The organism is Methylobacterium sp. J-072 (assembly GCF_022829425.1).
Lineage (GTDB): Bacteria > Pseudomonadota > Alphaproteobacteria > Rhizobiales > Beijerinckiaceae > Methylobacterium.
Genome location: NZ_JAKSYK010000192.1, coordinates 151486 through 177961, shown reverse-complemented (window position 1 = coordinate 177961; position 26476 = coordinate 151486). Strand labels below are relative to the sequence as shown.

The following is a 26476-nucleotide window of genomic DNA, read 5'->3' as shown; positions in this document are numbered from 1 at the left end:
GCCAAAGAAATTCCTCATCATCAGGGCCTTGCGCGGGTTGTGAGCCGCTGGGCCTCACTGTAGGGTCCGGCGCGCTGTCCGGCCCAACCGGCTCGGCCCATCCGGCACGGCCGGAGGGACGGGCGCCGATAACAAGGATGGCTTCCCGGCCGCTGGCCTCGTCCGGCGCCGCGGCCCTATTTCGGAATCCAGGGAGAGACACCGAATGGCGAAGATCACCAAGGTTCAGGTTGGCGAAGCCCTCGTCGGCGACGGCAACGAAGTCGCTCACATCGACCTGATCATCGGACCGCGCGGCTCGCCCGCCGAGACGGCTTTCTGCAACGGCCTCGTGAACAACAAGCACGGCTTCACCAGCCTGCTCGCGGTCATCGCGCCGAACCTGCCCTGCAAGCCGAACACCCTAATGTTCAACAAGGTCACCATCAACGACGCCCGTCAGGCCGTCCAGATGTTCGGCCCGGCCCAGCACGGCGTTGCCAAGGCCGTCCAGGACGCCGTTGCCGAAGGCATCATCCCGGCCGATGAGGCCGACGACCTGTTCATCCTGGTCGGCGTGTTCATCCACTGGGAAGCGGCCGACGACGCCAAGATCCAGAAGTACAACTACGAGGCCACCAAGCTCTCGATCCAGCGCGCCGTGAACGGCGAGCCGAAGGCCGCGACCGTCACCGAGCAGCGCAACTCGGCTCAGCACCCCTTCGCCGCCAATTAGATCGGGGACGGTCCTGGGCAGAGTGAGCCTCCGCCCGCACCGCGGGGCCTGCTCCAGCGACTGGCCTCGATCTTCTTAGGTCGATAACGACACCTACCGACGGGACGGCGCAAGCCGTCCCGTTTTTGGTTTCAGGCTCCCTCGAACCTGCCGTCGAGGCGGTGCAGTTGACGCGCCAGGTGGCACGGCCTAGAGGCAACCCACCATGCCAAGCTTGCTCCGCACCGGATCGTATTACCCGCCGCTCCCATAGCGGCGGCCTGCTTATCATGCCCAACCGCTGCGTCGTCGGCGGTTGCTCCTGTTCATGATCCGCCGACCTCGCGCCTGCCCGAGGTCCCCGTGTCATCCTCCCACATCACTCAGCTCCGCCCGGCCATCGGGATCATCGGCTTCGGCGCCTTCGGTCGCCTGATCGCCCGGCACCTCGCGCCGCATGGGGCGTTACGCGTCTACGATCCGCGCCCGGCTGAGCCCGATTCCGAGACCTACGGTGCCGTGCGGACCGGCCTTGAAGCGGCCGCACGCTGCCCGATCGTCATCCTCGCCGTTCCGGTTTCCCGCTTGGCCGAGGTCGTGGCCGCGATAGCCCCGCATCTCCGGCCGGGAACGCTGGTGGTCGATGTCGGCTCGGTGAAGATGCGGCCCGTCGCGATCATGCGGGCGGGATTGCCGGCCGGCGTCGAGATCCTCGGCACCCATCCCCTGTTCGGAACCCAGAGTGCCGTCGACGGGATAGCCGGCCTGAAGATCGCCGTGTGTCCGGTCTCGGGACGGCGGGGGCGTCGTGCCGCGGCCTTCCTTCGGAAGGTGCTGAAGCTCAAGGTGATCGTCACGACGCCGGAAGCCCATGACCGCGAGGCCGCAGCCGTTCAGGGCCTGACCCATCTGATCGCGCGGGTGCTCGTCGCTATGGAGCCGCTTCCCACGCAGATGACCACACGAAGCTTTTCACTGCTCATGCAGGCGGTCGACATGGTCCGGCATGACGCGCCCGAAGTCTTCGAGGCGATCGAGCGGTCGAACCCGTTTGCCGCGGAGGTCCGCCAGCGCTTCTTCAAACTCGCCGCGCAGGTCGAGGCCGATCTCGCCCGGGACGACGATGCCCTGGCCCCCAGACAGCCGTCCATGACGATCGCCCGGTCTCACGCCGGAGCGTGAAAGGATCGGACCGCCCAACGGAAAAGGGGCCGCCTCGCGGCGACCCCTTTCCTCGTCTCGCTGGTTGGCTTGGACTTAGAAGTCCATGCCGCCCATGCCGCCGCCGCCCGGCATCGCGGGGGCGCCGCCATCCTTCTTCGGTGCGTCGGCGACCATGGCCTCGGTGGTCACCAGCAGGCCGGCGACCGAAGCCGCGTCCTGCAAGGCGGTGCGCACGACCTTGGCCGGGTCGACGATGCCGGCCTGGATCATGTCGACATACTCTTCGGTCTGGGCGTTGAAGCCGTAGGTCTCCGAAGAGGTGTTGTCGGTGATCTTGCCGACGACGATCGAGCCTTCGACGCCCGCGTTCTGGGCAATCTGACGGATCGGCGCCTCAAGGGCCTTCAGCACGATCTTGATGCCGGCCTGGACGTCCGGAACGTCGGACTTCAGCTCGGCGACCGCCTTCTTGGCGCGCAGCAGCGCGGTGCCGCCGCCCGGGACGATACCCTCTTCCACCGCAGCGCGGGTGGCGTTGAGGGCGTCGTCGACGCGGTCCTTCTTCTCCTTGACCTCGACCTCGGTCGCGCCGCCGACGCGGATCACCGCGACGCCGCCCGCGAGCTTGGCCAGACGCTCCTGGAGCTTCTCGCGGTCGTAATCCGAGGTGGTCTCCTCGATCTGCGCCTTGATCTGCGAGATCCGGCCCTCGATGTCCGCCTTCTCGCCGACGCCGTCGATGATCGTGGTGGTCTCCTTCTCGATCCGCACCCGCTTGGCGCGGCCGAGCATCGTGAGCGTCACGTTCTCGAGCTTGATGCCGAGATCCTCGGCGATCATCTGGCCCTTCGTGAGGATCGCGATGTCTTCCAGCATCGCCTTGCGGCGATCACCGAAGCCCGGCGCCTTCACGGCCGCGACCTTCAGGCCGCCGCGGAGCTTGTTGACGACGAGGGTGGCGAGCGCCTCGCCCTCGATGTCCTCGGCGATGATCAGCAGCGGCTTGCCGGTCTGGACCACGGCCTCGAGCACCGGCAGCATCGCCTGCAGCGAGGACAGCTTCTTCTCGTGGATCAGGATGTACGGATCCTCGAGCTCGGCGACCATCTTCTCCGCGTTGGTGATGAAGTACGGGGAGAGATAACCACGGTCGAACTGCATGCCCTCGACGACGTCGAGCTCGGTCTCGGCGGTCTTGGCCTCCTCGACCGTGATCACGCCCTCGTTGCCGACCTTCTGCATGGCGTGGGCGATCATCTCGCCAATCTCCTTGTCGCCATTGGCGGAGATCGTGCCGACCTGGGCGACCTCGTCGGAGGTCGAGACCTTCTTGGCGCGGGCGACGATGTCCTTCACGGCGGCGGCGGTGGCGAGGTCGATGCCGCGCTTCAGATCCATCGGGTTGATGCCGGCGGCGACGTACTTGGCGCCCTCGCGGACGATCGCCTGGGCCAGCACGGTCGCGGTGGTGGTGCCGTCACCGGCGATGTCGTTGGTCTTCGAGGCCACTTCGCGCACCATCTGGGCGCCCATGTTCTCGAACTTGTCGGCGAGCTCGATCTCCTTGGCGACGGTGACGCCGTCCTTGGTGATGCGCGGGGCGCCGAAGCTCTTCTCGATCACGACGTTGCGGCCCTTCGGGCCCAGCGTCACCTTCACCGCGTCGGCGAGGATGTCGACGCCGCGCAGCATCTTATCGCGGGCGTCGGCGGAGAAACGAACGTCTTTCGCTGCCATGGTTTGCCTCTTGTGGTTGGATTGAACCCCAAGGCCTCGGACGGCCTCAAAGGGCTGGGACGGGTGATCCGATCAGAGGGCGACGACGCCCATGATGTCGGATTCCTTCATGATCAGGAGGTCCTGACCGTCGATCTTGACCTCGGTGCCGGACCACTTGCCGAACAGGACGCGGTCGCCGGCCTTGACGTCGAGCGCGTTGACGCGGCCCTGCTCGTCGCGCGCGCCGGGCCCGACGGCGACGATCTCGCCCTCTTGCGGCTTCTCCTTGGCGGTATCCGGAATGATGATGCCGCCCTTGGTCTTCTCCTCGCTCTCGATGCGACGAACGACCACGCGGTCGTGCAGCGGACGGAACTTCATGAGCTGCCCTCTTGCTTCAAGTCTGCAGTTGGCGTTGATGCGGCCGGCGAGGCCGCCTCCGAGCCGGACTGTTAGCACTCTGTCTTGGCGAGTGCCAATGACGGCGGCGAGATAGCCCTCGCGCGGTTTCGAGTCAATGCTGTCGCACCCGCCCGCGACCGTGCGATGACGGGGCATCGGCCCCATTTTCCCCCATGGATAACGCGTTTTCATGCTGAGCCTGCACGGACCCGAGGGCGCGGTGACGCCCGACCCGGGCGGCCCGATCCCCGGCAACGCCGTCTGGCTCGACCTCAAAGATCCGAGTTCCGAGGAGGCCGCCGCCGTCGAGGCCGCGACGGGCCTGCGCGTGCCCTCTCGGGCCGCCCTGTCGGAGGTGGAATCCTCCAGCCGGCTGCGGCGGGTGAAGGGCGGCCTGTCGCTGTCGACGCCGATGATCACCTTCGAGCGCAGCGACTCGCAGCTGAAGCCGCTGGGTTTTCTCCTGTCGAAGGACCACCTCGTCACCATCCGGTTCCACGACCTGCGCGCGATCGACTCCTCCGAGAAGCGGATCGCCGACGGCGACGGCAGCGTGACCCCGAGCGAGATCTTCCTGGTGATCCTGGAAGAGCTGGTCGACAGCCTCGCCGACGCCCTGGAGGACATGGCCACCGAACTCGACCAGCTCTCCACCCGAATCTTCGACTTCGACGTGCGCGGCGCGAACCGGCGACGGCTGGAGAGCCCGCCGCCGCGCCGCCGCGATCTGGCGCTGCGGCGGATCCTGCGCGGGATCAGCAACCGCGGAAAGGTCTTGGGTAAGATCCGCGCCAGCCTGCTCGGGCTGGAGCGAATCGTGCCGTTCGTGTCGGCCGCCTGCGACGGCCTGGGGTTGCCCGAGGACGGACGCTTCGAGACGATCCGGCGGGATATCGACTCCCTGGACGAGTTCGAGACGCGGCTTGCAGAGAACGTCCAGTTCCTCCTCGACGCGACGCTGGGGCTCATCAACATCGAGCAGAACAACGTTTTCCGCGTGCTCACGGTCGTGTCGGTGGTGGGCGTGCCGCCGACGCTGATCGCGTCGATGTACGGCATGAATTTCAAGCACATGCCGGAGCTGGACTGGGCCTACGGCTATCCCTACGCCCTCGGTCTGATCTTATTCAGCGCTCTGGCGCCGATCGTTTATTTCCGGATACGCGGGTGGTTCTGATATTCGCCAATCAATACAGACCGGTCCAAGTGATTGAAGGGTCAAGAACCAAATACACGTTTCATCGGCTATAGATCTTCGGATTGAATATCTTTCTGCGTATCCAATATTGCGGAAACTATCGAAACGCCGCCAAATTAGTCGAAAATTAACGCCGTCTCGGATACGTGCTTAATCGAGCAGCGTGGGCACTAAAATGTTCAAAAGATCCGTATATAGCGAGTCGCAGGCCAAGCTGGACGCCCTGGATCGATCGCTGGCGATCATCGAATTTTCGATGGACGGCAAGGTCATCGCCGCAAACCAGAATTTTCTGGATCTGATGAAGTACTCCTTGGCGGATGTACACGACAAGCATCATCGTATTTTCGTCGATGCCGCCTATGCTCAGAGCACTGAATACGCGGAGTTCTGGGCGAAGCTGAAAGGCGGCCACTACGTCACCGGCGAGTTCCTGCGACTCGGCAAGGATGGCGCGGAGGTCTGGCTGGAAGCGACCTACAATCCCATCCTCGACGCCCGCGGCCAGCCGGTGAAGGTGGTCAAGTTCGCCTCCGACATCTCGGCCAAGAAGAACCAGATCGACCGCCTGATGTCGATGATCGACAATATGCCGGTCGCGGTGATGACGGCCGATCCGCGCAACGAGTTCAAGATCAATTACCTGAATGCCACCTCGCGCCGGACCCTCGGGCCGCTCGAGCAGTATCTGCCGATCAAGGTCGATCAGATGCTCGACCATTCGTTCGACGTGTTCCACAAGAACCCGCATCATCAGCGCACCATGCTGGCCGATGCGAGCCGGCTGCCGCACCGGACCAAGATCAAGGTCGGCCCGGAGACGCTCGACCTGCAGGTCACGGCGGTCAACGATAGCAAGGGCAATTATATCGGGCCGATGCTGACCTGGGCCATCGTATCCGCCCAGGTGAATATGGCGACCGACGTGAGCCGCGTGGTCGATGCCGTCGGATCGGCCATCCGGCAGATGCAGCACTCGGCCGAGGGGCTGACGCAGTCCGCCGATTCCGCCCGCCAGAAGGCGTCGTCGGTGGCGGTCAATTCCGAGCAGATGAACAGCGCCATCCAGGAGATTTCCGGCCAGGTCGGACGGGTGTCGGAGCGCGCCCGGCAGATCGCGGTCCAGGCCGAGACCACGGACGCCACGATGCGGCGGCTGGCCGAGAATGCCCGCGAGGTCGACGCGGTGGTCGGCATGATCAAGTCGATCGCCGGCCAGACCAACCTGCTGGCGCTCAACGCCACGATCGAGGCCGCCCGCGCCGGCGTCGCCGGTCGGGGCTTCGCGGTGGTCGCCAGCGAGGTCAAGGCCCTGGCCGAACAGACCGCCAAGGCGACGGGCGACATCACCCAGCAGGTCGCGGCGATCCAGAGCGCCACCGGCGAGGCGGTCGGGGCGATCGAGATGATCACCGCCGCCGTCGCCGAGCTCTCGAACCTGACCCTGGCGATGGCGAGCGCCGTCGAGGAGCAGGCGGTCTCGACCCACGAGATGTCCGGCAATATCGGCGGCGTCTCGAACGCCGCCAACGCCACCGGCCAGCTCGCCGAGGCCGTGCTCGGCGTCGCCGAGAGCCTGGCCGGACACTCGTCGGACCTCTCGGAGAGCGTCCAGCGGTTCATGAAGTCCGCCTGATCCCGCGCCAGGGGCGACTCGAGGCCGTGAAACGCGCACGCGGCCTCGTGCGTATCCCCGATACGCAATGTCGGAGGAGTTGAGCCGATCCCCTACGCTTTCAGGATGTTCCGGCGGCCGGTCCTCGTCGCGCTCGCGTGCGGCGTCCCGGCTCTCGCCGAGGCCGAGCCGGCGCCCCTGGGGCCGCCGCCCGGGAGCGCGCCGATCGTCAGCCTCGCCGCCCGGGGCGTGCAGATCTATGCCTGCACCGCCGCGGAGGGAGCCCCGGCCTGGGGCGCGGCCAAGCCCGAAGCCGACCTTTCCCAGGCCGACGGACGCGTCGTCGGCCGCCATTTCGAGGGCCCGACCTGGGAATCGCAGGACGGCTCCCGCGTGGTCGGATCCGTGATCGACCAAGCACCGGCACCGCAGCCCCAGGCCGTTGCGTGGCTGCTGCTCTCGGGCCAGGCGACCGGAACCGGGATGCTCGCCGGAACGCGCTACGTCCTGCGCCGGGACACGGCCGGCGGTGAGAAGCCGCCCGGCGGATGCACGCCCGGCCAGACCGCGCGGATGCCCTATACGGCGACCTACACGTTCTACCGCTGACGACCGTTCAATCCCGGGCGAGCTGCGCCCGGCCGATGGAAAAAACCCGTCCGTCCCCGAGCAGGTGGGCCGTGAACCCGTTGGGGAACAGGCCCTCGATCGCGCGGTCGCGGACGTTCAGCCCGCCCGCAAAGGCGCCGAAGGCCGGCATCACCAGGCGGGTGCCGTCGGAGACGAAGCAGCGCCGGCGGACCGCCCGGCCGCGCATCGCGACCTTGCCGCAGGGATGGAGATGGCCGGCGATCTCGCCGGGCACGGGCTCGGGACTCGGCTCGTGGCGCAGGATGAGGCTGCCGAGGGTCAGCGCGTCGGCGTAGCGGCCGCCGACGCCCTCGCTGACCGCCGCATCGTGGTTGCCGGCGATCCAGACCCAGTCGCGGCCCTCCTGGAGGGCCGCCACCATGGCCCGGTCGCCCGGCTCCATCCGCTCCGGCCCCCGGTGATCGTGGAAGGAATCGCCGAGCGCGACCACCCGGGCCGGATCGTGCCGGATCACCGCCTCGTGCAGGCAGGCCAGGGTCTCGCGGGTGTCGTAGGGCGGCAGGAACTGGCCGGTCCGGGCGGCGTAGGACGAACCCTTCTCCAGGTGGAGATCGGACACGATCAGCGTGCGATGCTCCGGCAGCCACACGCCGCCGCAGAGGTCGAGCATCAGGGTCTCGCCCGCGAGCAGCAGGGTCGGATGCTTGTGAGTCTTCTCGAGTCTCAGGCCGGCCGCCAAGATCGCATCCTCGGTCTCAAAGGGGAAGGGCGGATCGCCGGTCAGGACAGAGCCTCCTGAAGAAGCTCGGCCTCTGCCTCGGCCAGGATCTCGTCGGCACCCTCGCCGTAGACCCGCTCGCGCCCGATCTCGAGCATCACGGATACGGAGAGCGGCGAGACCCGATCGAGAGCCCTGTGGATGATTCGCCCCTGGATGCGCTCTAGCATCATGCCGAGGCGCCTCACGTCGAGGAGTCCGGTTGCCGCATCCTGCCGCGCCGCCCGGAGCAGGAGGTGGTCCGGCTGGTGCTTGCGCAGCACGTCGTAGATCAGGTCGGTGGAGATCGTGACCTGCCGGCCCGACTTCTTCAGCCCCGGATGGTGGCGCTCGATCAGGCCGGCGATCACCGCGCATTGCCGGAAGGTGCGCTTCATCATCGCCGATTCGTCGAGCCACGCTTCCAGGTCGTCGCCCAGCATGTCGACCGCGAACAGGTCGCCGATGAAGTCGGGATCGAGCGCGGCCCGCTCGGACACGTCCCGGGTGGTCCAGATGGCGATGCCGTAATCGTTCGCCGCGAAGCCGAGGGGACGCAGCCCGTCGCGCTCCAGCCGTCGCGTGAGCAGCATGCCGAGCGTCTGGTGAGCCAGCCGCCCCTCGAACGGGAAGGCCGTGAGGTAGTGGCGCTTGCCCCGCGGAAAAGTCTCGACCAGCAGGTCGCGCTCGCCCGGCAGGACCGAGCGGCGACGCTGCTGCTGCAGGTAATCGCCGATCTGCTTCGGCAGCCGGTCCCATTCGAACGGGTCGGCGATGATCGCCCGGACCCGCTCGGCCAAAAAGGTCGATAGCGGAAATTTCGCCCCTGCATAGGAGGGGATCGCCGGGTCGGTGCCGAGCGGCGCGCGCGTCACCAGGGCCTCGTCCTCGGCGAGCCCCTCGAAGCGCAGGGTCTCGCCGGCGAACAGGAAGGTGTCGCCGATCGTGAGCGTGTCGGCGAACTCGTCCTCGATCTCGCCGAGCACCCGGCCGCCCTTCGGCAGGACCGTGCCGGGCTTGCCGCGCAGGGTCCGGCCGAGCCGCACCCGCACCCGCGCCGCCTCGACGATGGTGCCGACATTCATCCGGTAGGCCTGGGCCGTGCGGGCGTCGCGCACCCGCCACAGCCCATCGGGACCGCGCAGGATCTTGGCGAAGCGCTCATAGGCGCGCAGGGCGTAGCCGCCGGTGGCGACGTAATCGACCACCTGCTCGAACGATTCCCAGGTCAGGCCGGTGTAGGGCGATGCAGAGACGATCTCGTCATAGAGGCCCAGCGGATCGAACGCGTCGGCGCAGGCCATGCCGAGCACGTGCTGGGCGAGCACGTCGAGGGCGCCGAGCCGCGCATCGGGGGTGTCCTGCGCAGCCTCCTCGACGGCGTCGAGCGCCGCCTGGCATTCCAGCATCTCGAAGCGGTTGCCCGGCACCAGATAGGCCTTCGACGGCTCGTCCATGCGGTGGTTGGCCCGGCCGATCCGCTGCATGATCCGGCTCGCGCCCTTGGGCGCCCCGACATTGACCACGAGATCGACGTCGCCCCAGTCGATGCCGAGATCGAGGGTCGCGGTGCAGACGATCGCCCGCAGCTGGCCCGCCGCCATGGCGGCCTCGACCCGGCGGCGCTGCTGCGCGTCCAGCGAGCCGTGATGGATCGCGATCGGCAGCGCGTCGTCGTTGAGCCGCCACAGCTCCTGGAAGGTGTACTCGGCCTGGAGCCGGGTGTTGACGAAGACCAGGGTCGTCTGGTGCTCTTTGATCAGGTCGTAGATCGCCGGCATCGAGTGCCAGGCGGTGTGCCCCGCAATCGGCAGCGACCGGCCGAGATCGAGCATGCGCAGGTCGGCCTTGGCGCCGCCCTGGACGGTGACGAGGTCGGCCATGGGGGACTTCGCATTCCCTCCCCCCTCTGCGGGGGAGGGAGGGAGAGGCGCCTGGGTCGGGCGTGTGACCTCATCGAGCGCCGACACCGCGACGCGCCCTCTCTCCCGTGCGGGAGAGGGTTGGGGTGAGGGACCAGGGTCTTCCGGAGAGGTCGCATCCCTCACCCTGTCCCTCTCCCGCACGGGAGAGGGGACCTGCGCCTCGTTCGGGGATGTGTGGATCCGACCGCCCGCAGAGGCGGGACCCAGCACCTGCGGCACCAGATATTTTCGCAATTCGTCCGGCTCTCGGACGGTGGCGGACAGGCCGATCGCCGCCAGGTCCGGGCTGAGTCGGTGCAGCCGGGCGAGTGCCAGGGAGAGCAGGTCGCCGCGCTTCGAGGTCACGAGGGCGTGCAGCTCGTCGAGGATGACGCAGCGCAGGCCGGAGAAGAATGCGGCGGCGTCGCGATGGGCGATCAGCAGCGCGAGTTGCTCGGGCGTGGTCAGCAGGATGTCGGGTGGACGGCTGATCTGGCGGGTGCGCTTGTGCGCCGGGGTGTCGCCGGTCCGGGTCTCGACCCGCACCGGCAGGTCCATTTGTGCGATCGGCGCATCGAGGTTGCGGGCGATATCGACCGCCAGCGCCTTCAGCGGCGAGATGTAGAGGGTGTGCAGCCCCTTCGCGGCCTTGGGAGCGGGTTTCGCGCCGGCTCTCTCCGACAGGGCGACGAGGCTCGGCAAGAAGCCTGCGAGCGTCTTGCCGGCCCCGGTCGGCGCCACCAGGAGGGCCGAGCGGCCGGCGCGGACGATCCGCAGAAGGTCGAGCTGGTGCGGCCGGGGCGTCCAGCCACGCGCGGCGAACCACGCCCGGAAGGCCGGCGGCAGGATCTCGGACGGGTCGCTCAGGCCAGGGCCATCAGGAAACGGTCGCTCAGCTCCAGGGCACGCTCGCTCATCGCGCTCGGGTAGCGGGCGAAGACGTGGCAGCCGCCCGGATAGATCGCGGTGTGGCCGCCATTGCCCGCCGCCGCCCAGCGAGCCGACATGTACAGCGTATCGTCCAGCAGCGGGTCAGCGGTGCCGATGGTGAACAGGGCGGGCGGCAGGCCCTTGAGGTCGGCATAGATCGGCGACACGTCCGGGCGGCGCCGGTCGATCCCGTCGCGGACATAGCCGTCGGCGAATTTGGTCAGATCGCGGGTGTTCACGACGAGCCGCTCATCGCCCCAGTTGCGCACCGAGGGGGTCAGACCGAGATCGTAGAAGCCGGCATTGAGATTGGCGCCGCGGAACGCCCGCGGCTGGTTGTGCAGGTCGCGCAGACGCAGCAACACCATCACGGCCAGATGCGCACCGACCGACTCGCCGCCGATCGTCAGCGCGTGGATGCCGAACTCGGTCCGGCCGGGACCCGCGAGCCACAGGGCGGCAGCCTCGCAATCCAGGAGGGCGGCCGGGTAGGGATGTTCGGGGGCAAGCCGGTACTCCACCGACAGCACCACGAAGCCACAGGCATCGGCGATGCGCTCCAGCCAGGGATCCTGCTCGTCGGCCGCACCCCAAACCCAGCCGCCCCGGTGGATATGCAGATAGGCGCCCCGCAGCTTTGCGGCGGCCTTCGGGCGGATCACCCGGAGCTTGAGCGGGCCACCGGGGCCCTCGATCGTCAGCCATTCGGCTCGGGCGCTGTGCGGCATCGCCGGCGCCGCCTTGGTTCCGGCGCGGCGGCGGGTGCGCACCTCGTCGATCGGCAGCGACCAGGGATCGGGCAGGGCGGCGTACGCCGCGACGATCTCGGCATTGAGCCGAAGCGTCTCGGGATCGATCGTCGCCGGGTCGAACAAGGCGTGGTCGATCATGCTGGGTCTCGTCCCCGTCGGCTTTGTCCCGCGGCCATTCCCGGCATCTTGGCGGGACGGGCCTCGCTTGCCATCTCGGGTCCGTGGGTGAAACCCGCTAACGTTCGATCCGGGATCCGGTTTCGACGCGGTGTGGTGCGACGGCCACGGTTCCGCCGGTTTCGTCGCCGATCCGGATAGCCTTTGGTTTCATGAGGACGCGATGCTCGTCGATCACGACCGGCGCCGACACGGTGCCCCGCCGCCGAACGACGCCTATGGTGCTGAGGTGTACCCACCGCGCGCCTCGGCGCTGCGCCGATTCCTCGGCGGCTCGCCCGCCGGCGTGTTCCTGCGCCTACTGTTCCTGTCGGTGCTGGTCGGCGCCTTCATGTCGATGCTCGGCCTGACGCCAGGCCGGCTGTTCTGGCACATCTACGATTCGGCCCGGGCGCTCCTGGAGATCGGCCTCGCTTCGCTCCACGATTTCGGCGGCTGGATCGTCGCGGGCGCGGTCGTGGTCATCCCGCTCTGGCTGATCTCGCGCCTGTTCGCCGCCTCGCGCTGACCGGACAGTTCACGAATCGTTCGCATCCGTTTAGGTCGCGGCATGACGCATCCGCCTGCCGCCTCACCGGTCCTGCCGACGCATCGCCGCGTGCTGGCTCTGGCCCTGCCGATGACGCTGGCCAACGTCACGACGCCGATGCTCGGCTTCGTCGGCGCCGCCGTGATCGGCCGGCTCGGCGACGCAGCCCTGCTCGGCGCGGTCGCGCTGGGGGCCGTGATCTTCGACGTGATCTTCTGGTCCTTCGGGGCACTCCGCATGGCGACCGCAGGCCTGACCGCCCAGGCGGTCGGCGCCCAGGATGAACCGGAAGTCGACCGCATTCTGGCCCGGGCTCTGGCGGCCGGCGCCGTGATCGGCCTGAGCCTCGTCGCGCTGCAATGGCCGATCGCCAAGGCCGCGTTCGCGGTGAGCGGGGCGAGCGCGGCGGTGATCGCCGGCCTCGCGACCTATTTCCACATCCGCATCCTGTCCGCCCCATTCGTGCTGGCGAGCTACGGCGTGCTCGGCTCGGTGGTGGGGCGCGGCCGGACCGATCTCGGCCTGCTGCTCCAAGTGGCGATCAACTTGGTCAATGTCGGCCTGACCCTGGCCTTCGTCCTCGGCCTCGGGATGGGACTCGCCGGCGCGGCGCTCGCCGCACTTTGCGCGGAGGTGACCGGGCTCGGCTTTGGCCTGATCGTGCTGGCGCGGCTCGGTTCACGCCCGTTCCGGGTGCCCCTGCGCGACCTCCGGGACGCGGCCGCGCTCCGCCGGACGCTCAGCGTCAACCTCGACGTGATCCTGCGCACCCTGGCGCTGATCACCGCCATCGTGCTGTTCTCGGCGCTGGGCGCCCGACAGGGCGACGTGGTGCTGGCGGCCAATTCCGTCCTGTGGAATCTCTTTTTGATCGGCGGCTTCTTCCTCGACGGCTTCGCCACGGCGGCCGAGACCCTGTGCGGGCAGGCGGTGGGCGCCCGGGACGCGGACGCGTTCCGGAGGGCCTCCAGCTTGAGTCTGTGCTGGTGTCTGGGCTTCGGGATCGGGGTCAGCCTGATCGCCTACGCGGGCGGCGCGGGCTTCATCGACTTCGTCACCACCAGCGAGCCAGTGCGCGAGACCGCCAGAACCTATCTGCCGCTCGCCGCTCTGGCGCCACTCGCTGCCGCCGCGCCGTTTGCCTATGACGGGATCTATGTCGGCGCCACTTGGACCCGGGCGATGCGCAACCTGATGGCGGGCGCACTCGCAGCCTACGGCGCTGTTCTGGCGCTGGTCCAGGGTCTGGGTCTCGGCAATACCGGGCTGTGGCTGGCCTTCGTGGCCTTCCTGGGCGCGCGGGGCCTGTTCCAGGCGATCGCGTTTCCAGGACTGGCCCGCGCAACGTTTCAGAGTCCCACGCCGTCGGCCGGCCGAACAACGGCGTCAGACTTCGCGTAGTCGTCGCCAAAAGTTCGGCGAGAGTCGATCAGTGCGGATCCTTCCAGGCCGTGGCGGCCGGCGGCGCTGCGCGGGCGACCGTCCCGGTAGTCCGCGGCAGTTCGGCTTCGGCTCGCCGCTGCGGCGCCCGGCGGAGGCTGCCATAGCGCCGGCCCCGGCGGACATGGCGCCGCCCACGCTCGGTCGAGTTGCCGACGAACCCGCCGACCACGGCACCGGCCACAGCCCCGATCGGACCGCCCACCAGGGCGCCCGCCACAGCGCCTGAGCCGACCCCGAGGGTCGTCCGGCTCTGGGCGCGGGCGGGATCGGGTGCCCCGGCCAGGGCCAAGCCGGCCAGGACGAAGGCGGTCGAGAACAGGCGCATGGTATCGGATCCCGGGATCCAAGGATTGGACTCGGGCTGCCTTTATCCGTGAGAACATGACCAAAGCGCGGCCGGATACGGCGCGGCGGCGAGCAGTATCAAACGTCGCAGGGACTCACAGATCGAGCGATCGAAGGTGTGGCCAGCCCAATCCCGTGCTCTAGGGTGCAGCGCAACGAAGGCCGGCCGTGGAGCGGCCGCACGCGGGAGATCCCCATGGCCACGACGACCGACCTGCGCCTGCGCCGAAGCGTGCTCTACATGCCCGGCTCGAACCAGCGGGCGCTCGACAAGGCCAAGACCCTGCCGGTGGACAGCATCATCCTCGATCTCGAGGACGCGGTCGGCCCGGAAGAGAAGGAGATCGCCCGCGAGCAGGTCTGCGCCGCGGTCAAGAGCGGCGCATACGGCAGCCGCGAGCTGGTGATCCGGGTCAACGCCCCTCAGACCCCCTGGGGGGAGGCCGACCTCCACGCCGCCATCGAGGCCAAGCCCGACGCGATCCTGATGCCGAAGGTGTCGTCCCCGGCGGTGCTGGAGAGCATCGCCGATCGGCTCGAATCCCTCGACGCCCCCGAGAGCATTGCCGTCTGGGCGATGATCGAGACGCCGGCCTCGATTCTCAATATCCAGGAGATCGCCCGGGCCAAGCGCGATCCGCGCAAGCGCCTGACCTGCCTGGTGCTCGGCACCAACGACCTCGCCAAGGACACCTGGGCCAAGATCGTACCAGGCCGGGTGCCGATGCTGCCCTGGATGATGATGGCGCTCGCCGCCGCCCGCGCCGAGGGTCTGGCGATCCTCGACGGCGTCTACAACGACATCGCCGACACGGAGGGCTGCCGCGACGAGTGCCGCCAGGCCCGCGACCTCGGCTTCGACGGCAAGACCCTGATCCACCCGACTCAGCTGGAGCCGGCCAACGCCTCGTTCGCGCCGACCGAGGAGGAGGTGCGCCGGGCCAAGCTGGTGATCGAGGCGTTCGAGCGCCCGGAATACGCCAAGCGCGGCGCCATCAAGCTCGAAGGCCGCCTCTACGAGCGCCAGCATCTCGGGGTGAACCGCCGGGCCGTCACCTGGTCCGAGGCGATCAAGGCCAAGGGGTTCTGAGCGCCAGCAGCGCGGAGAAAATCATGCTCACCGGCGGATGCTACTGCGGCGCAATCCGCTACGAGGCCCGGGCTGAGCCGTTCCATGAAACGATCTGCCATTGCACCGATTGCCGGCGGATCGTCGGCGCGGCGCAGGTCGCGTGGTTCTCGGTACCGCGCTCCGCGTTCCGGTTCGTCGCCGGGACGCCCACCGCGTTCCGGTCCAGCCCGGCGGTGCTGCGCCGGTTCTGCGGCACCTGCGGCACCTCCCTGACCTACGAAGCCGAGTCCGCACCCGACGAGATCGACAACACGACGGCGAGCCTCGACGAACCGGGCCGGGTTCCGCCGAAGGACCATACACGGGTGGGCAGCAAGGTGAGCTGGGATCCGGTCGGCAACGGGCTGCCGGCATTTTCGGGGGCGCGAGACAGCGACAGACCCTCGCGCTGATCCGGCCGTGCTTGTCGATGGCGCGGTACAGGTAGCGCCACGGACCGCGCATCCGGATGTAGGTCTCGTCCACGCGCACCGAGCCGCAGTTCAGCTTGCGGAAGCGGCGCAGCCGGCGCTCGATGGCGGGCGCGTAGGCCAGGACCCAGCGATTGCCGGTGGCGTGATCGACCTCCATTCCGCGCTCCAGGAGCATCGCCTCGATATCGCGGTCGCTCAACGCGTAGCGCAAATACTTGGAAACCGCCCGGACGATCAGGGCGGCCTGGAAGTGCCGGCTCCGGACGTCGCCGCGCGTGTCTCGCTTCAGCTTGAGGGCCAGCGTTGAGGATCATGGGCCGGCTCCTGAGTTGGAGCGGCAGGCTCGGCAGCTAGGCCTGACGACCCGTGAAAGCCGGCGTGATCGCGTTTGCGACACGCCCGCGCCCGTCACGTCAGGTCAAACCAGCTCCGCCCAACGCCGGGACCAAACATCTGCGAATCTTCCGGCCACGGCTCTAAACGTACCGTTAACCTTAATCAGTGATTTGCCAGATCTTGAATGGTTTCGCGCGGACTGTACCTGCCGCGAAAGGATGGCAAATTATGCGGCTGATCGTCGGCACATTGATCGTCTTCGCCTGCGTCTTCGGCAGCTACGCGATGATGGGTGGCCATCTGCTCGTCCTGTGGCAGCCGTTCGAGTTCGTCATCATCCTCGGTGCAGCGATCGGGGCCTTCGTCATCGGCAACGTCGGGCCGGTGCTCAAGGCCGTGCCCGCCATGCTGGGCACGCTCGTGAAGGGCCCCAAATACACGCAGCAATGCTATGTCGAACTCCTGGGTATGCAGTATTCGTTGTTCAAACTTGCGAAATCGAAGGGCGCGATGGCGCTCGAGCCGCACATCGAAGATCCGGGCGCGTCGGCGCTGTTCAACGCCTTCCCGACCTTTGCAGCGAACCATCACGCGGTCGAGTTCGTCTGCGACTACATGCGTATGGTCACGCTGGGCGCCAACAACGTCTACGAGATCGACGCGCTCATGGATGAGGAACTGCAGACGCACCACCAGGAGCAGGAGCGTGTCGTTTCGGCCATGCAGTCGCTCGCCGACGGAACACCGGCGCTCGGCATCGTCGCCGCCGTGCTCGGTGTGATCAAGACGATGGGGGCGATCAAGGAGCCGCCGGAGGTGCTGGGACATCTCATCGGCGGCGCGCTCGTCGGCACCTTCTTCGGCGTCTTCGTCGCCTACGGCTTCTTCGGGCCCATGGCGCAGTCGCTCAAGAGCCTCTTCGAGGCCGAATCCAAATACTTCCTGTCCCTCAAGGCAGGTCTGCTCGCCCATATCGGCGGCCAGCCGCCGGTGATGGCGGTCGAATTTGCCCGCAAGTCCCTGATGAGCGACGTCCGCCCGACCTTCAACGAAGTCGAAGCGGCGACCGCCGCTCTGCCCGCCCAGAACTGACCCGGTATCGAGCAGGGACCCGATGACCACGATCATCATCAAGAAGGTCAAGAAGGCGGCGCATGCGCACCACGGCGGGGCCTGGAAGATCGCCTATGCGGACTTCGTGACCGCCATGATGGCGTTCTTCCTGCTGATGTGGCTGATCAGCATGACGACGCAGGAGCAGAAGAACGGTTTAGCGGAATACTTCGCGCCGTCGGCGTCGAGTCCTGCAACCAGCGGCGCTGGCGGAATGCTCTACGGCACCGCCCTGGACACGTCGGGCAACAAGGCGTCCACGCCCCGCGACGCGGCGAGGGGATCTGCCGAGCCCGAGGAGAGAGCGCGCCCGAACACGCCGGGCCGCGCCAGCGATGTCGATACCAACCGCCCGGCCGCCAGCGCGCAGGCCGATTACAGCGCCATAGCCAGCCTCCGGCAGGCGCTCCAGTCGATGCCCGACATCGCCGAGCTGTCGAAGAACATCGTGATCGAGCCGACCAAGGAGGGCGTGAACGTGTCCCTCGTGGACCAAGACGGCCGCTCCATGTTCCGCGAGGGCTCCGTTGACCCCAATGAGCGCACCCGTCGCGTTCTGGAGGCGCTCGCGCCCGCCCTGCGCAAGCTGCCCAACCGCCTGTCTGTCACCGGCCACACGGCCGCCGCGCGCCCGGGCTCGGCGCGGGCCGTCGAACCCTGGAACCTCACCGCCGGGCGTGCGCTCGCCGTACGCGAGATCCTGTCGGGTGCCGGGGTTCCCAACGACAACTTCATGTCTGTGGTGGGACGCGCCGATACCGAGCCGGTTTTCCCCGACAATCCCTACCTCGCGCCGAACCGGCGGGTGACGATCACGCTGCTCCACGCGAACCCGCCCGCGCCCCCGAACCTGTTTCGCTGACGACACGGCGCCGCGCCGCCTGAGAGCCTGTTTGACCGGTCTTTCCCATCCTGACCCTCATCCTGAGGCGACGGAGCGAAGCGGAGGCCTCGAAGGAGCCCTCCAGCCAGCCGCGCGATCCCTGGAGGGCTCCTTCGAGGCTGCTGCGCAGCACCTCAGGATGAGGGGAAGATTGGGATCTCCATCGGCAGAACCATCATTCGACTGCGATCGTGCGGTCAAACAGGCTCTCAGTCCTTGATCGCGCGCGCTGACCCGCATGCTCCGCGATCAGGGCCGGCCGAGTGCGAGCCGCAACCTGTCTACCTTCTGGAGGAGCGGACGGGATCGTGCCGAGTCGCCGGATCGGCAGGGCAAGCGCCTGGATGACGATCAGGAATCTCTTCCCGAGACGATTCCGCGAGGCTATTCTCAGCCTAGAATGTCGCCGGCTGAGAGATGTCATGATGAGATTGTTCAAGCGCTCCGTCCTGACTGACGAACACCGCCGTGTTTGGGCCAGAGACGGATTTCTAATACTGCGTGCATTTTTCGATCATCAGACCGTAGACGCAGTCAATTCAGAGGTGGCGGGTCTGCTCCGCAACAGGGAGGCTTATCCCGATGTCAGCGTCGACGTTTTGAGTGACGCGAACGTCGGCAAGCGCATGAAGATCATGGACGTGCCGGAGGAGTTGTTTTCCGGTCCGATCAAGATCAACGACCTGTTCCTGAACTCCGATATCGTTCGCGCCTGCACCCTGGACGAACGGCTTTCCACCATCCTCGGCGCGCTGCTGGATGGCGACCCGATGGTCTGCAATTCGCTGAACTTCATCTACGGCAGCACGCAGGGGGCACACTACGACAGCTGGTTCATGGCCCCTCCGGTCAAGGACAAGATGGTCGCCGTCTCGATATGCTTGGATGAAAATGCCGATGATAACGGGCCAATTTTCCTCTATCCCGGCTCGCACACGATACCGCCCTACGTCTTCCCGCACGGCAAGATCGCCAAGCTGGATGCCGATCTCGGCCCCGCCCTGCGCTATGTCGAAGAAACGTCGCGCGCTATCGAGCCCGTCACGTTCTACGGGCAGCCCGGCGACGTGTTGATATGGCACGGGCAAGTTCTCCACGGCGGATCGCCGATCAAGAACCCTTCCCGCACCCGGCGCAGCCTGGTTACGCATTACTGGCGAGCGAAAGATTATACGTCGTCCTTGCGAACGAAGATCAGTAAGAACGGCTATGTGATGAAGCGGGCGCATCAAGAAGCCGCTCATTGAGAGGCGGGACTTCGGATCACGAGGCACCGATTGAACTTCGATCGCGAACACACGCCACCGGAATGGGCTCCAAGGCTCACCCCGAATCGCGTCCGAACAGGCTGCCGGAAGATGGCGGTGGAGCGCCCGCCGATCCGAAGTGGCTTCGGCGACGGGGCGGCTGAGAACGAACGTCCAACTGCCTTTAACATTGGCGTGTCACGCGAACGGTCTCTAAGATCTGCTTAACTGGAGAAACTCGATTTTGCCCCGCCTGCGCGTGCACATCCGTGCACTCTCGAAACCACGGCCACGGCAGCGCGCGGCCAAGCCGGGCCTGTTTCTGGCGGGGATTCTCGTTGCGAGCCCGGTCACGGCGCATGCCGACGACCTCAGCGTCCTGTTCGATCGCGACACCGTCTTCTCGGTCGGCGGATTCACCGGACTCGGCCCGCGCTTCCAGGGCAGCCGGGAAGCCGGGCTCTGGGGATTGCCCTACCTGTCGTTCCGCAAGGCCGACGAGCCGCGCGACTGGTGGTCTCCGGATGACGGCCTCGATGCCACGCTCTTGGGCGGTGGCCCGGTCCAGGTCGGCGCCGTTCTGGACTTCCGGGAAGGCCGCTCCCGCACCGACGATCATCGCCTCGCCGGCCTGCCGCGCTTGCCGGCAACCGTCGGGCTCGGCCTGTTCGGGGAGGTCTGGCCGATCCCCGATACGCTCAGGTTGCGCGCCGAAGTCACACAGGGCGTCCGCGCCCGTGACGGTATCGTCGCCAAGCTCGGGGCCGATCTGGTCGGCCGCTTCGGCCGGTTCACGCTCAGCGCGGGGCCACGCTTCGTCGTCGGCGATGCCGCCGCCATGCATCTCGATTTCGACGTCCCGGTCGCCGCCGCCCTCGTGAATCCCTCTCTCGCCCCCTACCGGGCTTCCGCCGGAGCGCGTTCGGCCGGGGCGACGGCAACCGTGAGCTATGATTGGTCCGAAGCGTGGCAGGGGCTCGGCTATGTCCGCTACGACCGGCTGATCGTATCGGCCGCCAACAGCCCGATCGTCCGGCGTATCGGCACCGTGAATGAACTCACGGTTGCAATCGGCGCGATCTATTCATTCCGCATGACGCCCTGAACTCAGAAAAAGACCAAGCAAGCACAGCTTGCTCCGGCGCGAAGATCACGCGTTCGTGATGACTGTTGCGAGTCTGGCACACTCAGGCAAAGTTTGCGTTTTACGTTGTCGCCACAGGATTGTTTCCGAAGTTTTGCGCGTATCACTCTCCCGATCGAGCGGAGAGGACCGTTGGCACGCATTCTTCTGACGGGCGCGACCGGACTGATCGGCGGCGCTGTGCTTCATCAAGCCCTCAGCCGCGACGATGACGCGAGCTGGGTTTGCCTCGTGCGGTGCACGAACGTGGAGCAGGGGCGTCAGCGCGTCGCCGCGCGTCTGGAGCGTTTCACCGACGCGTTCACGGCCCAGCGCCTGGCGCGCAAGATCGAGATCGTGCCCGGCGATTTCACCCGCGCCGACCTCGACATGGATCCTCGGCTCGACGCCTGCACCCACGTTCTCCACCTCGCGGCCGACACGTCCTGGTGGGGCGGCGAGCGCGTGTTCCGGACCAACCATGACGGCACCCTGGCGCTCGCACGCCGCGCCCAGGCCATGCTGGGCTTGCAGCGGTTCCTGCATGTCGGAACCGCCATGATCTGCGGTGCCGACGCACCAAGCCTCGTGGAGGAAGACGCCTATCCCGCTGCCGATGCTCGGCACATCGTCGGCTACACGGAATCGAAGGCGGCGACGGAGACCTCGCTGGCCGAGCAGTTCCCCGACCTGCCGATCGTCGTGGCACGTCCGTCGATCGTCGTCGGTCACGCGACGCTCGGCGCCGCGCCGAGCTCAAGCATCCTATGGGTCCTGCGCGCCGCCGATGCTCTGCGCATGCTGCCCTGCAGCCTGGAGAGCTGCGTCGACATCGTCCCGGCCGACTGGGTCGCGGAGACGCTTATCGGCCTCCTGACGAAGCGCGATCTCAAGCACACTCTCTATCATCTCTCCGCGGGCAAAGCCGGGCGGACGCGTTGGGCCGATGTGATCGCCGCCTTCGAGGCTGCGGACCCGAGCGACGGCATACGCGCATTCGAGCCCTTCGATCTCGACCGCGACTGCGCCCGACTGCGCAAGCGCTTCGCGGCCGTTTTCGGCCTGGACGATGCGACGAAGCGGGCGATGCTGCGCGCCACCCGCGCCTATTACGCCTTCTGTGCCCTCGACCTCACCTTCGCCAACGACAGGCTGATTCAAGAGGGGTTTGAACAGGCTCCGTCGCTCGTATCGTATCTGCCGGTGTGCCTGGCGAACTCGGCCGAGATCGTGGAGCAGTTCGTCGACGACATGGAGATGTTCGCGCCGAGTCCCGGAGCGGATGCATCGCATCCGGACCAGCCCCTGGCGGCGATCGCGTGATGCCGGCTGCGGCCCGCGCCGCGGTGAACGCGGCCGACATCCGGGCCGTTCTGGCCTGAAGGCCTGACCGGCTGGAGCGCTCGCCGCCGAAGTGCAGACCGGTTCTGCGTCGGCGAGCGAATCGAAACAAGGATCGAGAGCCGGCTCGTCACGACCGGCCCCTCGGCCGAAGTTGCGGACACCCGCCATCCTGACGGTCGGCGCCGGCGACGCCTGCACAGCCTCGTGATGAGCGAACGCTGCGTAGCAGCACCGCCGGACGCAGGCTTTGCGTTCGCCAGCGGGCCTCAACCCTGATGCCACGCGCCCGGCAGGTCCAGGGAAACCCCGCCTCGCAGTAGGCCCGCCTGGCCCGCGCAGCGGAACACAGCCGCACTCATCAGTATTCACGACAATATTCAAGCGCGGCTCGACGGATTGAGCCGGGGATGCAAAAATATTCGTCCGGCCGAATCGGCTGCATCCGGCTTCGCGTGTCCCTGGCGCGAAGCTGCACATGAGGGGACGCCAGAATGAGCAGCGCGAATCCAGAGATGCCGGCCCCGGCCCCGGTGAAGGGCGGGCTCGTGGCCTACCTGACCGTGGACGGCGCCCTGAAGGCGGCCGAGTTCTACGTCCGTGCCTTCGGGGCCGAGATCGTCACCGTCATGCCGGCCGACGATCAGGGGCGGACCATGCACGTGCATCTCCACGTGAACGGGTCGTCGCTGATGCTGAGCGACGCCTTTCCGGAGCACGGCCATCCGCTGCAGGCGCCGCAGGGCTTTACCCTGATGCTGATGGTCGAGGGCATCGACGCGCGCTACGCCCAGGCGGTCGCGGCGGGCGCAACCGCCCTGATGGAGCCGGCCGATATGTTCTGGGGCGACCGCTACGGCCAGCTGCGCGATCCGTTCGGAATCGTCTGGGCGATGAACCAACCGACACGCTGACCGTCCCGGCGCCCTCCGCAATTCCGGATGCAGGGTTCGACCATGACCGATCCGAATGGACGTGAACTCGTCCTCACCCGCAGCATCGCCGCATCCCCGACCGCGCTCTACCGGGCCTGGACCGAACCTGACTTGCTGAGGCGTTGGTTCGCGCCGAGCCCCTTCGTGGTCACGGAGGCCGAGACCGACCTCCGGCCCGGCGGCGCCACCCGGATCGTGATGCGCGGCCCCGACGGCACGGAATTCCCGAGCGCGGGGATCTATCTCGAACTGGTCGAGAATGCCCGCATCGTGTTCACGGACGCGTATGTGCGGGCCTGGGAGCCCTCAGCAAAGCCGTTCTTCACCGGCATCATCACCTTCGAGCCCGAGGGCGACGCCACCCGCTACACCGCCCGCGCCCTGCACTGGTCGGCCGACGATTGCGCGGCGCACGAGGCCATGGGCTTCCACGACGGCTGGGGCCGCTGCGCCGATCAGCTCGCGGCGCTCGCAGCCGGCTTGTAGCTCCCGATCCCGGCCGCACGGAGATGCCGCCATGTCGAAGGTCAGCACCTGCCTGTGGTTCGCCCGCGACGGCGAGGCGGCGGCGCGCTTCTACGTCTCACTCGTGCCCGGCTCCAGCCTCGGGGAGATCCTGCGGGCACCGGGTCCCTGGCCCGGGGGCGAGCCCGGCGACGTGATCCTGATCACCTTCACCATCGGCGGCCAAAGCTTCCAGGCCCTGAACGGCGGCGCGCCGGCCGATTACGGCACCGCCGCCTCGATCGCCATCGCTTGCGCCGACCAAGCGGAAGTCGACCGCCTCTGGCACGCCCTGATCGCGGAGGGCGGGACGGAGATCATGTGCGGCTGGCTGCGCGACCGCTGGGGCGTGCCCTGGCAGATTTTTCCGGACATGCTGCCGCGCCTGCTCGCCGACCCCGACCCCGCGGTGGCCGCCCGGGTGTTCACGGCCATGCAGACTATGGTCAAGCTCGACGTCGCGGCGCTCGAAGCCGCCGCCTACACCGCGTCGTAGCGCGTCCGCTGGGTGCGCGAATCACGGCTTGTGACAGTGACCCGGCCGGCTTCCTCCAGCGCGGCGACGGCACGGAGCACCAGGGCGTGCTCCACCGCGAAGGTGCGGGCGAAGGCGCGGCTGTCGCCGGGCAGGCCGAGATCAAGGGCCGCCAGCAGCCCCGCTTCCAGCGGATCCATCCCGGGATGCGTCGCGGTGATGCGGTCGAGGGCGGCGACGAACGCCACCTCGTCGAGCGGGCGATCCATCGGCTGGCTCATAGGGTGTCCGGGTCGGCGCCCCGCTGCCTGACCGTTATGGCGAGCGAAGCGAAGCAACCCAGCATGGCGCCATGGTCTTCAGATGGCGCGCGGCCCTCGGTCACTTCGCTCCGCGCGTGATGACGACGAACCGGCCGGAGCGTTCGACCGGAAGCCCTGTCATGCCGCCGCACGGGCTTCCAGGGTGACGAGCACCGATTTCGAGGTCGGCGTGTCGCTCCTCTCGCCGAAGGTCGAGAGCGGCACCAGCACGTTCAGCTCGGGATAGTAGCCGGCCACCGCGCCCCGGGGCATGTCGAACGGCACGAGCCGGAAATCCTCGGCCCGCCGGGTCACGCCGTCGGCGTGGAGCCCGACGATGTCGACCCGCTCGCCGAACCGGTCGCGGATCTCGGCGAGGTCATCTGGATGAGCGAACAGCACCTTCCGCTCGCCGTAGACGCCGCGGTAGCGGTCATCGAGGCCGTAGATCGTGGTGTTGTACTGGTCGTGGCTGCGGAAGGTCTGCAGCACGAACGTGTTCCGCGACTTCTTTGCGACCTGATGCTCGGTCTCGGCGGGCAGGGCGTCGGCGGAAAAGTTGGCCCGGCCGGTGGCGGTCTCGAACACCCGCTCGGCGGCGAGGTTGCGCAGCATGAAGCCGCGCGGCTTGCGCACCCGCGTGTTGTACTCGGAGAAGCCCGGGATCGTGGCGGCGATCGCCTCGCGGATCCGGTCGTAATCGGCCGAGAGCCCGGCCCAGTCGATCGCGGCCGAGCCGACGGTGGCCTGGGCAATGCCGGCGATGATCGCGATCTCGGAGCGCAGCTCCTTCGAGGCCGGCTTGTTGATGCCCCCCGAGCCGTGGACCATGCTCATCGAATCCTCGACGGTCACGATCTGGGTCTTGCCCGCCGCGTTCCGGTCGATCTCGGTGCGCCCCATGCAGGGCAGCAGGTAGCCGATCGCGCCCGGCACCAGATGGGCGTGGTTGAGCTTGGTCGCGATGTGGACCGTCAGGCGGCAGGAGGCCAGCGCCTGCGCCACCACCGGGGTATCCGGGGTCGCCCTCAGGAAGTTGCCGCCGAGGCCGATGAACGCCTTCGACGTGCCGTCGCGCATCGCCCGGATCGCGGCCAGGACGTTGTGGCCGTGCTTGCGCGGCATGGCGAGGCCGAAATGCCGCTCCAGCGATTCGAGGAAGGCCACCGAGGGGCGCTCGTTGATCCCGACCGTGCGGTCGCCCTGCACGTTGGAATGGCCGCGCACCGGGCATAGGCCGGCGCCCGGCCGGCCGATATGGCCGCGCAGGAACAGCAGGTTGGCGATCTCGCGCACGGTCGCCACCGAGTGGCGGTGCTGGGTCACGCCCATCGCCCAGGTGGCGATCACCCGCTGGGCGCCGAGATAGACATCCGCCATGGCGGAGATGTCGTCGTAGGTCAGGCCCGACTGGTCGAGGATTGCCTCCCAGCTCGTGGCGTCCACGGCGGCCCGGTAGGCGTCGAGCCCGGCGGTGTGATGCTCCAGGAAGGCCCTGTCGAGGAGCGACGGGCGGCCAGTTGTGAGCGCCTCGGCGTCGCGGGCAAACACGATCTTGGCGATGCCCCGGAAGGCCGCCATGTCGCCGCCGGAGCGCGGCTGGAGGTAGTGGCTGGCGATGGCGCCACTGGCGCCGCGCAGCATCTCGACGGTGTTCTGCGGGTCGGCGAAGCGCTCGAGCCCGCGCTCGCGCACGGGGTTCAGCACCACGACCTTGGCGCCGCGCTCGGCCGCCCGGCGCAGGTCGCCGAGCATGCGCGGATGGTTGGTGCCGGGATTCTGGCCGACGCAGAAGATCGCGTCCGCCTTCTCGAAATCCTCCAGCAGGACCGTGCCCTTGCCGATGCCGATGGCGTCGATCAGCGCGACGCCGCTGGCCTCGTGGCACATGTTCGAGCAGTCGGGGAAGTTGTTGGTCCCGTAGGCGCGGGCGAACAGCTGGTAGAGATAGGCGGCCTCGTTCGAGGCCCGGCCGGAGGTGTAGAACTCGGCCTGGTCCGGACGGTCGAGGCCGCGCAACGTCGCGCCGATCTCGGCGAAGGCCTCGTCCCAGCTCACCGGCAGGTAGCGGTCGCTCGCCGCATCGTAGCGCATCGGGTGGGTGAGGCGGCCCTCGCCCTCCAGGGCGTAGTCGCTCCACGTCCGCAGCTCGGTGAGCGTGTGGCGGGCGAAGAAGGACGGCGGCGTGCGCTTGTCGGTGGCCTCCCAGGAGACCGCCTTCACGCCGTTCTCGCAGAACTCGAAGGACGAGCCGTGCTCCGGGTCGCCCCAGGCGCAGCCCGGGCAATCGAACCCGTCCGGCTGGTTGGCCTTCAGCAGGGCGCGCGCTCCCGACAGCGGCGCGCGCGAGCCGAGCAGGTGCTTGCCGCAACTCTTCAGAGCACCCCAGCCGCCGGCGGCGGATGAGCGCTTCGGAGCCCCGTCAGGCTGGGCCATGGAGTGTCCTGGATGT

General features: G+C 67.8%; 25 protein-coding genes and 1 pseudogene. 17 read left to right on the top strand and 9 right to left on the bottom strand.

The window, feature by feature from the left end:
- Nucleotides 1-205: 205 nt before the first annotated feature.
- Both fae and MKK67_RS24585 read left to right on the top strand, forming a co-directional pair.
- The gene (gene fae / locus MKK67_RS24590; protein WP_243946719.1) at nucleotides 206-715 is read left to right on the top strand and encodes a 5,6,7,8-tetrahydromethanopterin hydro-lyase; all 510 of its coding nucleotides are present in this window, start codon (nucleotides 206-208) and stop codon (nucleotides 713-715) included.
- A 342-nt stretch (nucleotides 716-1057) separates the two neighbouring features.
- Nucleotides 1058-1876, top strand: a complete 819-nt coding sequence (locus MKK67_RS24585) for a prephenate dehydrogenase (protein WP_243970424.1) — start codon at nucleotides 1058-1060, stop codon at nucleotides 1874-1876.
- A 75-nt stretch (nucleotides 1877-1951) separates the two neighbouring features.
- Here the strand turns inward: MKK67_RS24585 and groL are convergent, their stop codons facing one another.
- Both groL and groES read right to left on the bottom strand, forming a co-directional pair.
- Nucleotides 1952-3595, bottom strand: a complete 1644-nt coding sequence (gene groL, locus MKK67_RS24580; RefSeq protein ID WP_243970422.1) for a chaperonin GroEL — start codon at nucleotides 3593-3595, stop codon at nucleotides 1952-1954.
- A 72-nt stretch (nucleotides 3596-3667) separates the two neighbouring features.
- Entirely contained in the window at nucleotides 3668-3958 is a 291-nt protein-coding gene (groES, locus tag MKK67_RS24575) for a co-chaperone GroES (RefSeq protein WP_007567860.1), read from the bottom strand.
- Between the two features lie 211 nt (nucleotides 3959-4169).
- Here groES and MKK67_RS24570 point away from each other — a divergent pair, with 211 nt between their 5' ends.
- The 3 genes from MKK67_RS24570 to MKK67_RS24560 all read left to right on the top strand — a co-directional run bounded on the left by MKK67_RS24570 (nucleotide 4170) and on the right by MKK67_RS24560 (nucleotide 7401).
- Entirely contained in the window at nucleotides 4170-5156 is a 987-nt protein-coding gene (locus tag MKK67_RS24570) for a CorA family divalent cation transporter (RefSeq protein WP_243970420.1), read from the top strand.
- Nucleotides 5157-5352: 196 nt separating this feature from the next.
- Nucleotides 5353-6813, top strand: coding sequence for a methyl-accepting chemotaxis protein (locus tag MKK67_RS24565; protein WP_243970418.1), 1461 nt, complete (start codon nucleotides 5353-5355; stop codon nucleotides 6811-6813).
- Nucleotides 6814-6918: 105 nt separating this feature from the next.
- A complete protein-coding gene (locus tag MKK67_RS24560; protein ID WP_243970416.1) occupies nucleotides 6919-7401 on the top strand; it encodes a DUF3455 domain-containing protein in 483 nt (160 codons plus the stop codon).
- 7 nt (nucleotides 7402-7408) lie between these two features.
- Here MKK67_RS24560 and pdeM read toward each other — a convergent pair whose 3' ends face one another.
- From pdeM to MKK67_RS24545, 3 genes are read right to left on the bottom strand one after another with little or no spacing between them, the layout of a single operon-like run.
- A complete protein-coding gene (gene pdeM / locus MKK67_RS24555; RefSeq protein ID WP_243970414.1) occupies nucleotides 7409-8122 on the bottom strand; it encodes a ligase-associated DNA damage response endonuclease PdeM in 714 nt (237 codons plus the stop codon).
- 41 nt (nucleotides 8123-8163) lie between these two features.
- Complete coding sequence (locus MKK67_RS24550; RefSeq protein ID WP_279601815.1) at nucleotides 8164-10911, bottom strand: ligase-associated DNA damage response DEXH box helicase; 2748 nt, start codon at nucleotides 10909-10911, stop codon at nucleotides 8164-8166.
- Nucleotides 10908-11864: an alpha/beta hydrolase gene (locus MKK67_RS24545; protein ID WP_243970411.1), complete on the bottom strand. Its 957-nt coding sequence runs from the start codon at nucleotides 11862-11864 to the stop codon at nucleotides 10908-10910. Before MKK67_RS24545 ends, MKK67_RS24550 begins: the two co-directional genes overlap by 4 nt.
- Nucleotides 11865-12066: 202 nt before the next feature.
- Here MKK67_RS24545 and MKK67_RS24540 point away from each other — a divergent pair, with 202 nt between their 5' ends.
- The gene (locus MKK67_RS24540) at nucleotides 12067-12411 is read left to right on the top strand and encodes a DUF6460 domain-containing protein (RefSeq protein ID WP_243970409.1); all 345 of its coding nucleotides are present in this window, start codon (nucleotides 12067-12069) and stop codon (nucleotides 12409-12411) included.
- 42 nt (nucleotides 12412-12453) lie between these two features.
- Entirely contained in the window at nucleotides 12454-13833 is a 1380-nt protein-coding gene (locus MKK67_RS24535) for an MATE family efflux transporter (protein ID WP_243970407.1), read from the top strand.
- Between the two features lie 28 nt (nucleotides 13834-13861).
- On the opposite strand, the gene MKK67_RS24530 is transcribed toward MKK67_RS24535, so the two are convergent.
- Nucleotides 13862-14200, bottom strand: a complete 339-nt coding sequence (locus MKK67_RS24530; RefSeq protein WP_243970405.1) for a hypothetical protein — start codon at nucleotides 14198-14200, stop codon at nucleotides 13862-13864.
- Nucleotides 14201-14416: 216 nt separating this feature from the next.
- On the opposite strand from MKK67_RS24530, the gene MKK67_RS24525 reads away from it, so the two are divergent.
- Together MKK67_RS24525 and MKK67_RS24520 are read left to right on the top strand one after the other, a co-directional pair.
- Nucleotides 14417-15310, top strand: a complete 894-nt coding sequence (locus MKK67_RS24525) for an HpcH/HpaI aldolase/citrate lyase family protein (RefSeq protein WP_243970403.1) — start codon at nucleotides 14417-14419, stop codon at nucleotides 15308-15310.
- Between the two features lie 23 nt (nucleotides 15311-15333).
- Complete coding sequence (locus MKK67_RS24520) at nucleotides 15334-15744, top strand: GFA family protein (protein WP_243970401.1); 411 nt, start codon at nucleotides 15334-15336, stop codon at nucleotides 15742-15744.
- Nucleotides 15745-15748: 4 nt separating this feature from the next.
- On the opposite strand, the pseudogene MKK67_RS24515 reads toward MKK67_RS24520, so the two are convergent.
- Nucleotides 15749-16066: pseudogene (locus tag MKK67_RS24515) on the bottom strand (DDE-type integrase/transposase/recombinase); the annotation flags it as partial.
- A gap of 263 nt (nucleotides 16067-16329) precedes the next feature.
- Between MKK67_RS24515 and motA the strand changes: the two are divergent.
- From motA to MKK67_RS24475, 8 genes are all read left to right on the top strand, one after another.
- Entirely contained in the window at nucleotides 16330-17193 is an 864-nt protein-coding gene (gene motA, locus MKK67_RS24510; RefSeq protein ID WP_243970399.1) for a flagellar motor stator protein MotA, read from the top strand.
- A gap of 22 nt (nucleotides 17194-17215) precedes the next feature.
- On the top strand, nucleotides 17216-18076 hold the full coding sequence (locus MKK67_RS24505; protein WP_243970396.1) for a flagellar motor protein MotB: 861 nt from the start codon (nucleotides 17216-17218) through the stop codon (nucleotides 18074-18076).
- Between the two features lie 443 nt (nucleotides 18077-18519).
- Nucleotides 18520-19344, top strand: coding sequence for a phytanoyl-CoA dioxygenase family protein (locus MKK67_RS24500; protein ID WP_243970394.1), 825 nt, complete (start codon nucleotides 18520-18522; stop codon nucleotides 19342-19344).
- A 244-nt stretch (nucleotides 19345-19588) separates the two neighbouring features.
- Nucleotides 19589-20449, top strand: a complete 861-nt coding sequence (locus MKK67_RS24495; RefSeq protein ID WP_243970392.1) for a MipA/OmpV family protein — start codon at nucleotides 19589-19591, stop codon at nucleotides 20447-20449.
- Nucleotides 20450-20620: 171 nt separating this feature from the next.
- On the top strand, nucleotides 20621-21790 hold the full coding sequence (locus tag MKK67_RS24490; protein WP_243970390.1) for an SDR family oxidoreductase: 1170 nt from the start codon (nucleotides 20621-20623) through the stop codon (nucleotides 21788-21790).
- Nucleotides 21791-22302: 512 nt separating this feature from the next.
- Nucleotides 22303-22722 (top strand): VOC family protein, encoded by a 420-nt coding sequence (locus MKK67_RS24485; RefSeq protein ID WP_243970388.1) that lies wholly within the window; start codon nucleotides 22303-22305, stop codon nucleotides 22720-22722.
- A 42-nt stretch (nucleotides 22723-22764) separates the two neighbouring features.
- Nucleotides 22765-23229, top strand: a complete 465-nt coding sequence (locus MKK67_RS24480) for an SRPBCC family protein (RefSeq protein ID WP_409568437.1) — start codon at nucleotides 22765-22767, stop codon at nucleotides 23227-23229.
- Between the two features lie 31 nt (nucleotides 23230-23260).
- Entirely contained in the window at nucleotides 23261-23743 is a 483-nt protein-coding gene (locus MKK67_RS24475) for a VOC family protein (protein WP_243970384.1), read from the top strand.
- Here MKK67_RS24475 and MKK67_RS24470 read toward each other — a convergent pair.
- Both MKK67_RS24470 and MKK67_RS24465 read right to left on the bottom strand, forming a co-directional pair.
- On the bottom strand, nucleotides 23728-23991 hold the full coding sequence (locus MKK67_RS24470; RefSeq protein ID WP_243970382.1) for a hypothetical protein: 264 nt from the start codon (nucleotides 23989-23991) through the stop codon (nucleotides 23728-23730). The genes MKK67_RS24475 and MKK67_RS24470 overlap by 16 nt on opposite strands.
- A 171-nt stretch (nucleotides 23992-24162) precedes the next feature.
- Nucleotides 24163-26460, bottom strand: coding sequence for an FdhF/YdeP family oxidoreductase (locus tag MKK67_RS24465; RefSeq protein ID WP_243970380.1), 2298 nt, complete (start codon nucleotides 26458-26460; stop codon nucleotides 24163-24165).
- Nucleotides 26461-26476 lie beyond the last annotated feature (16 nt).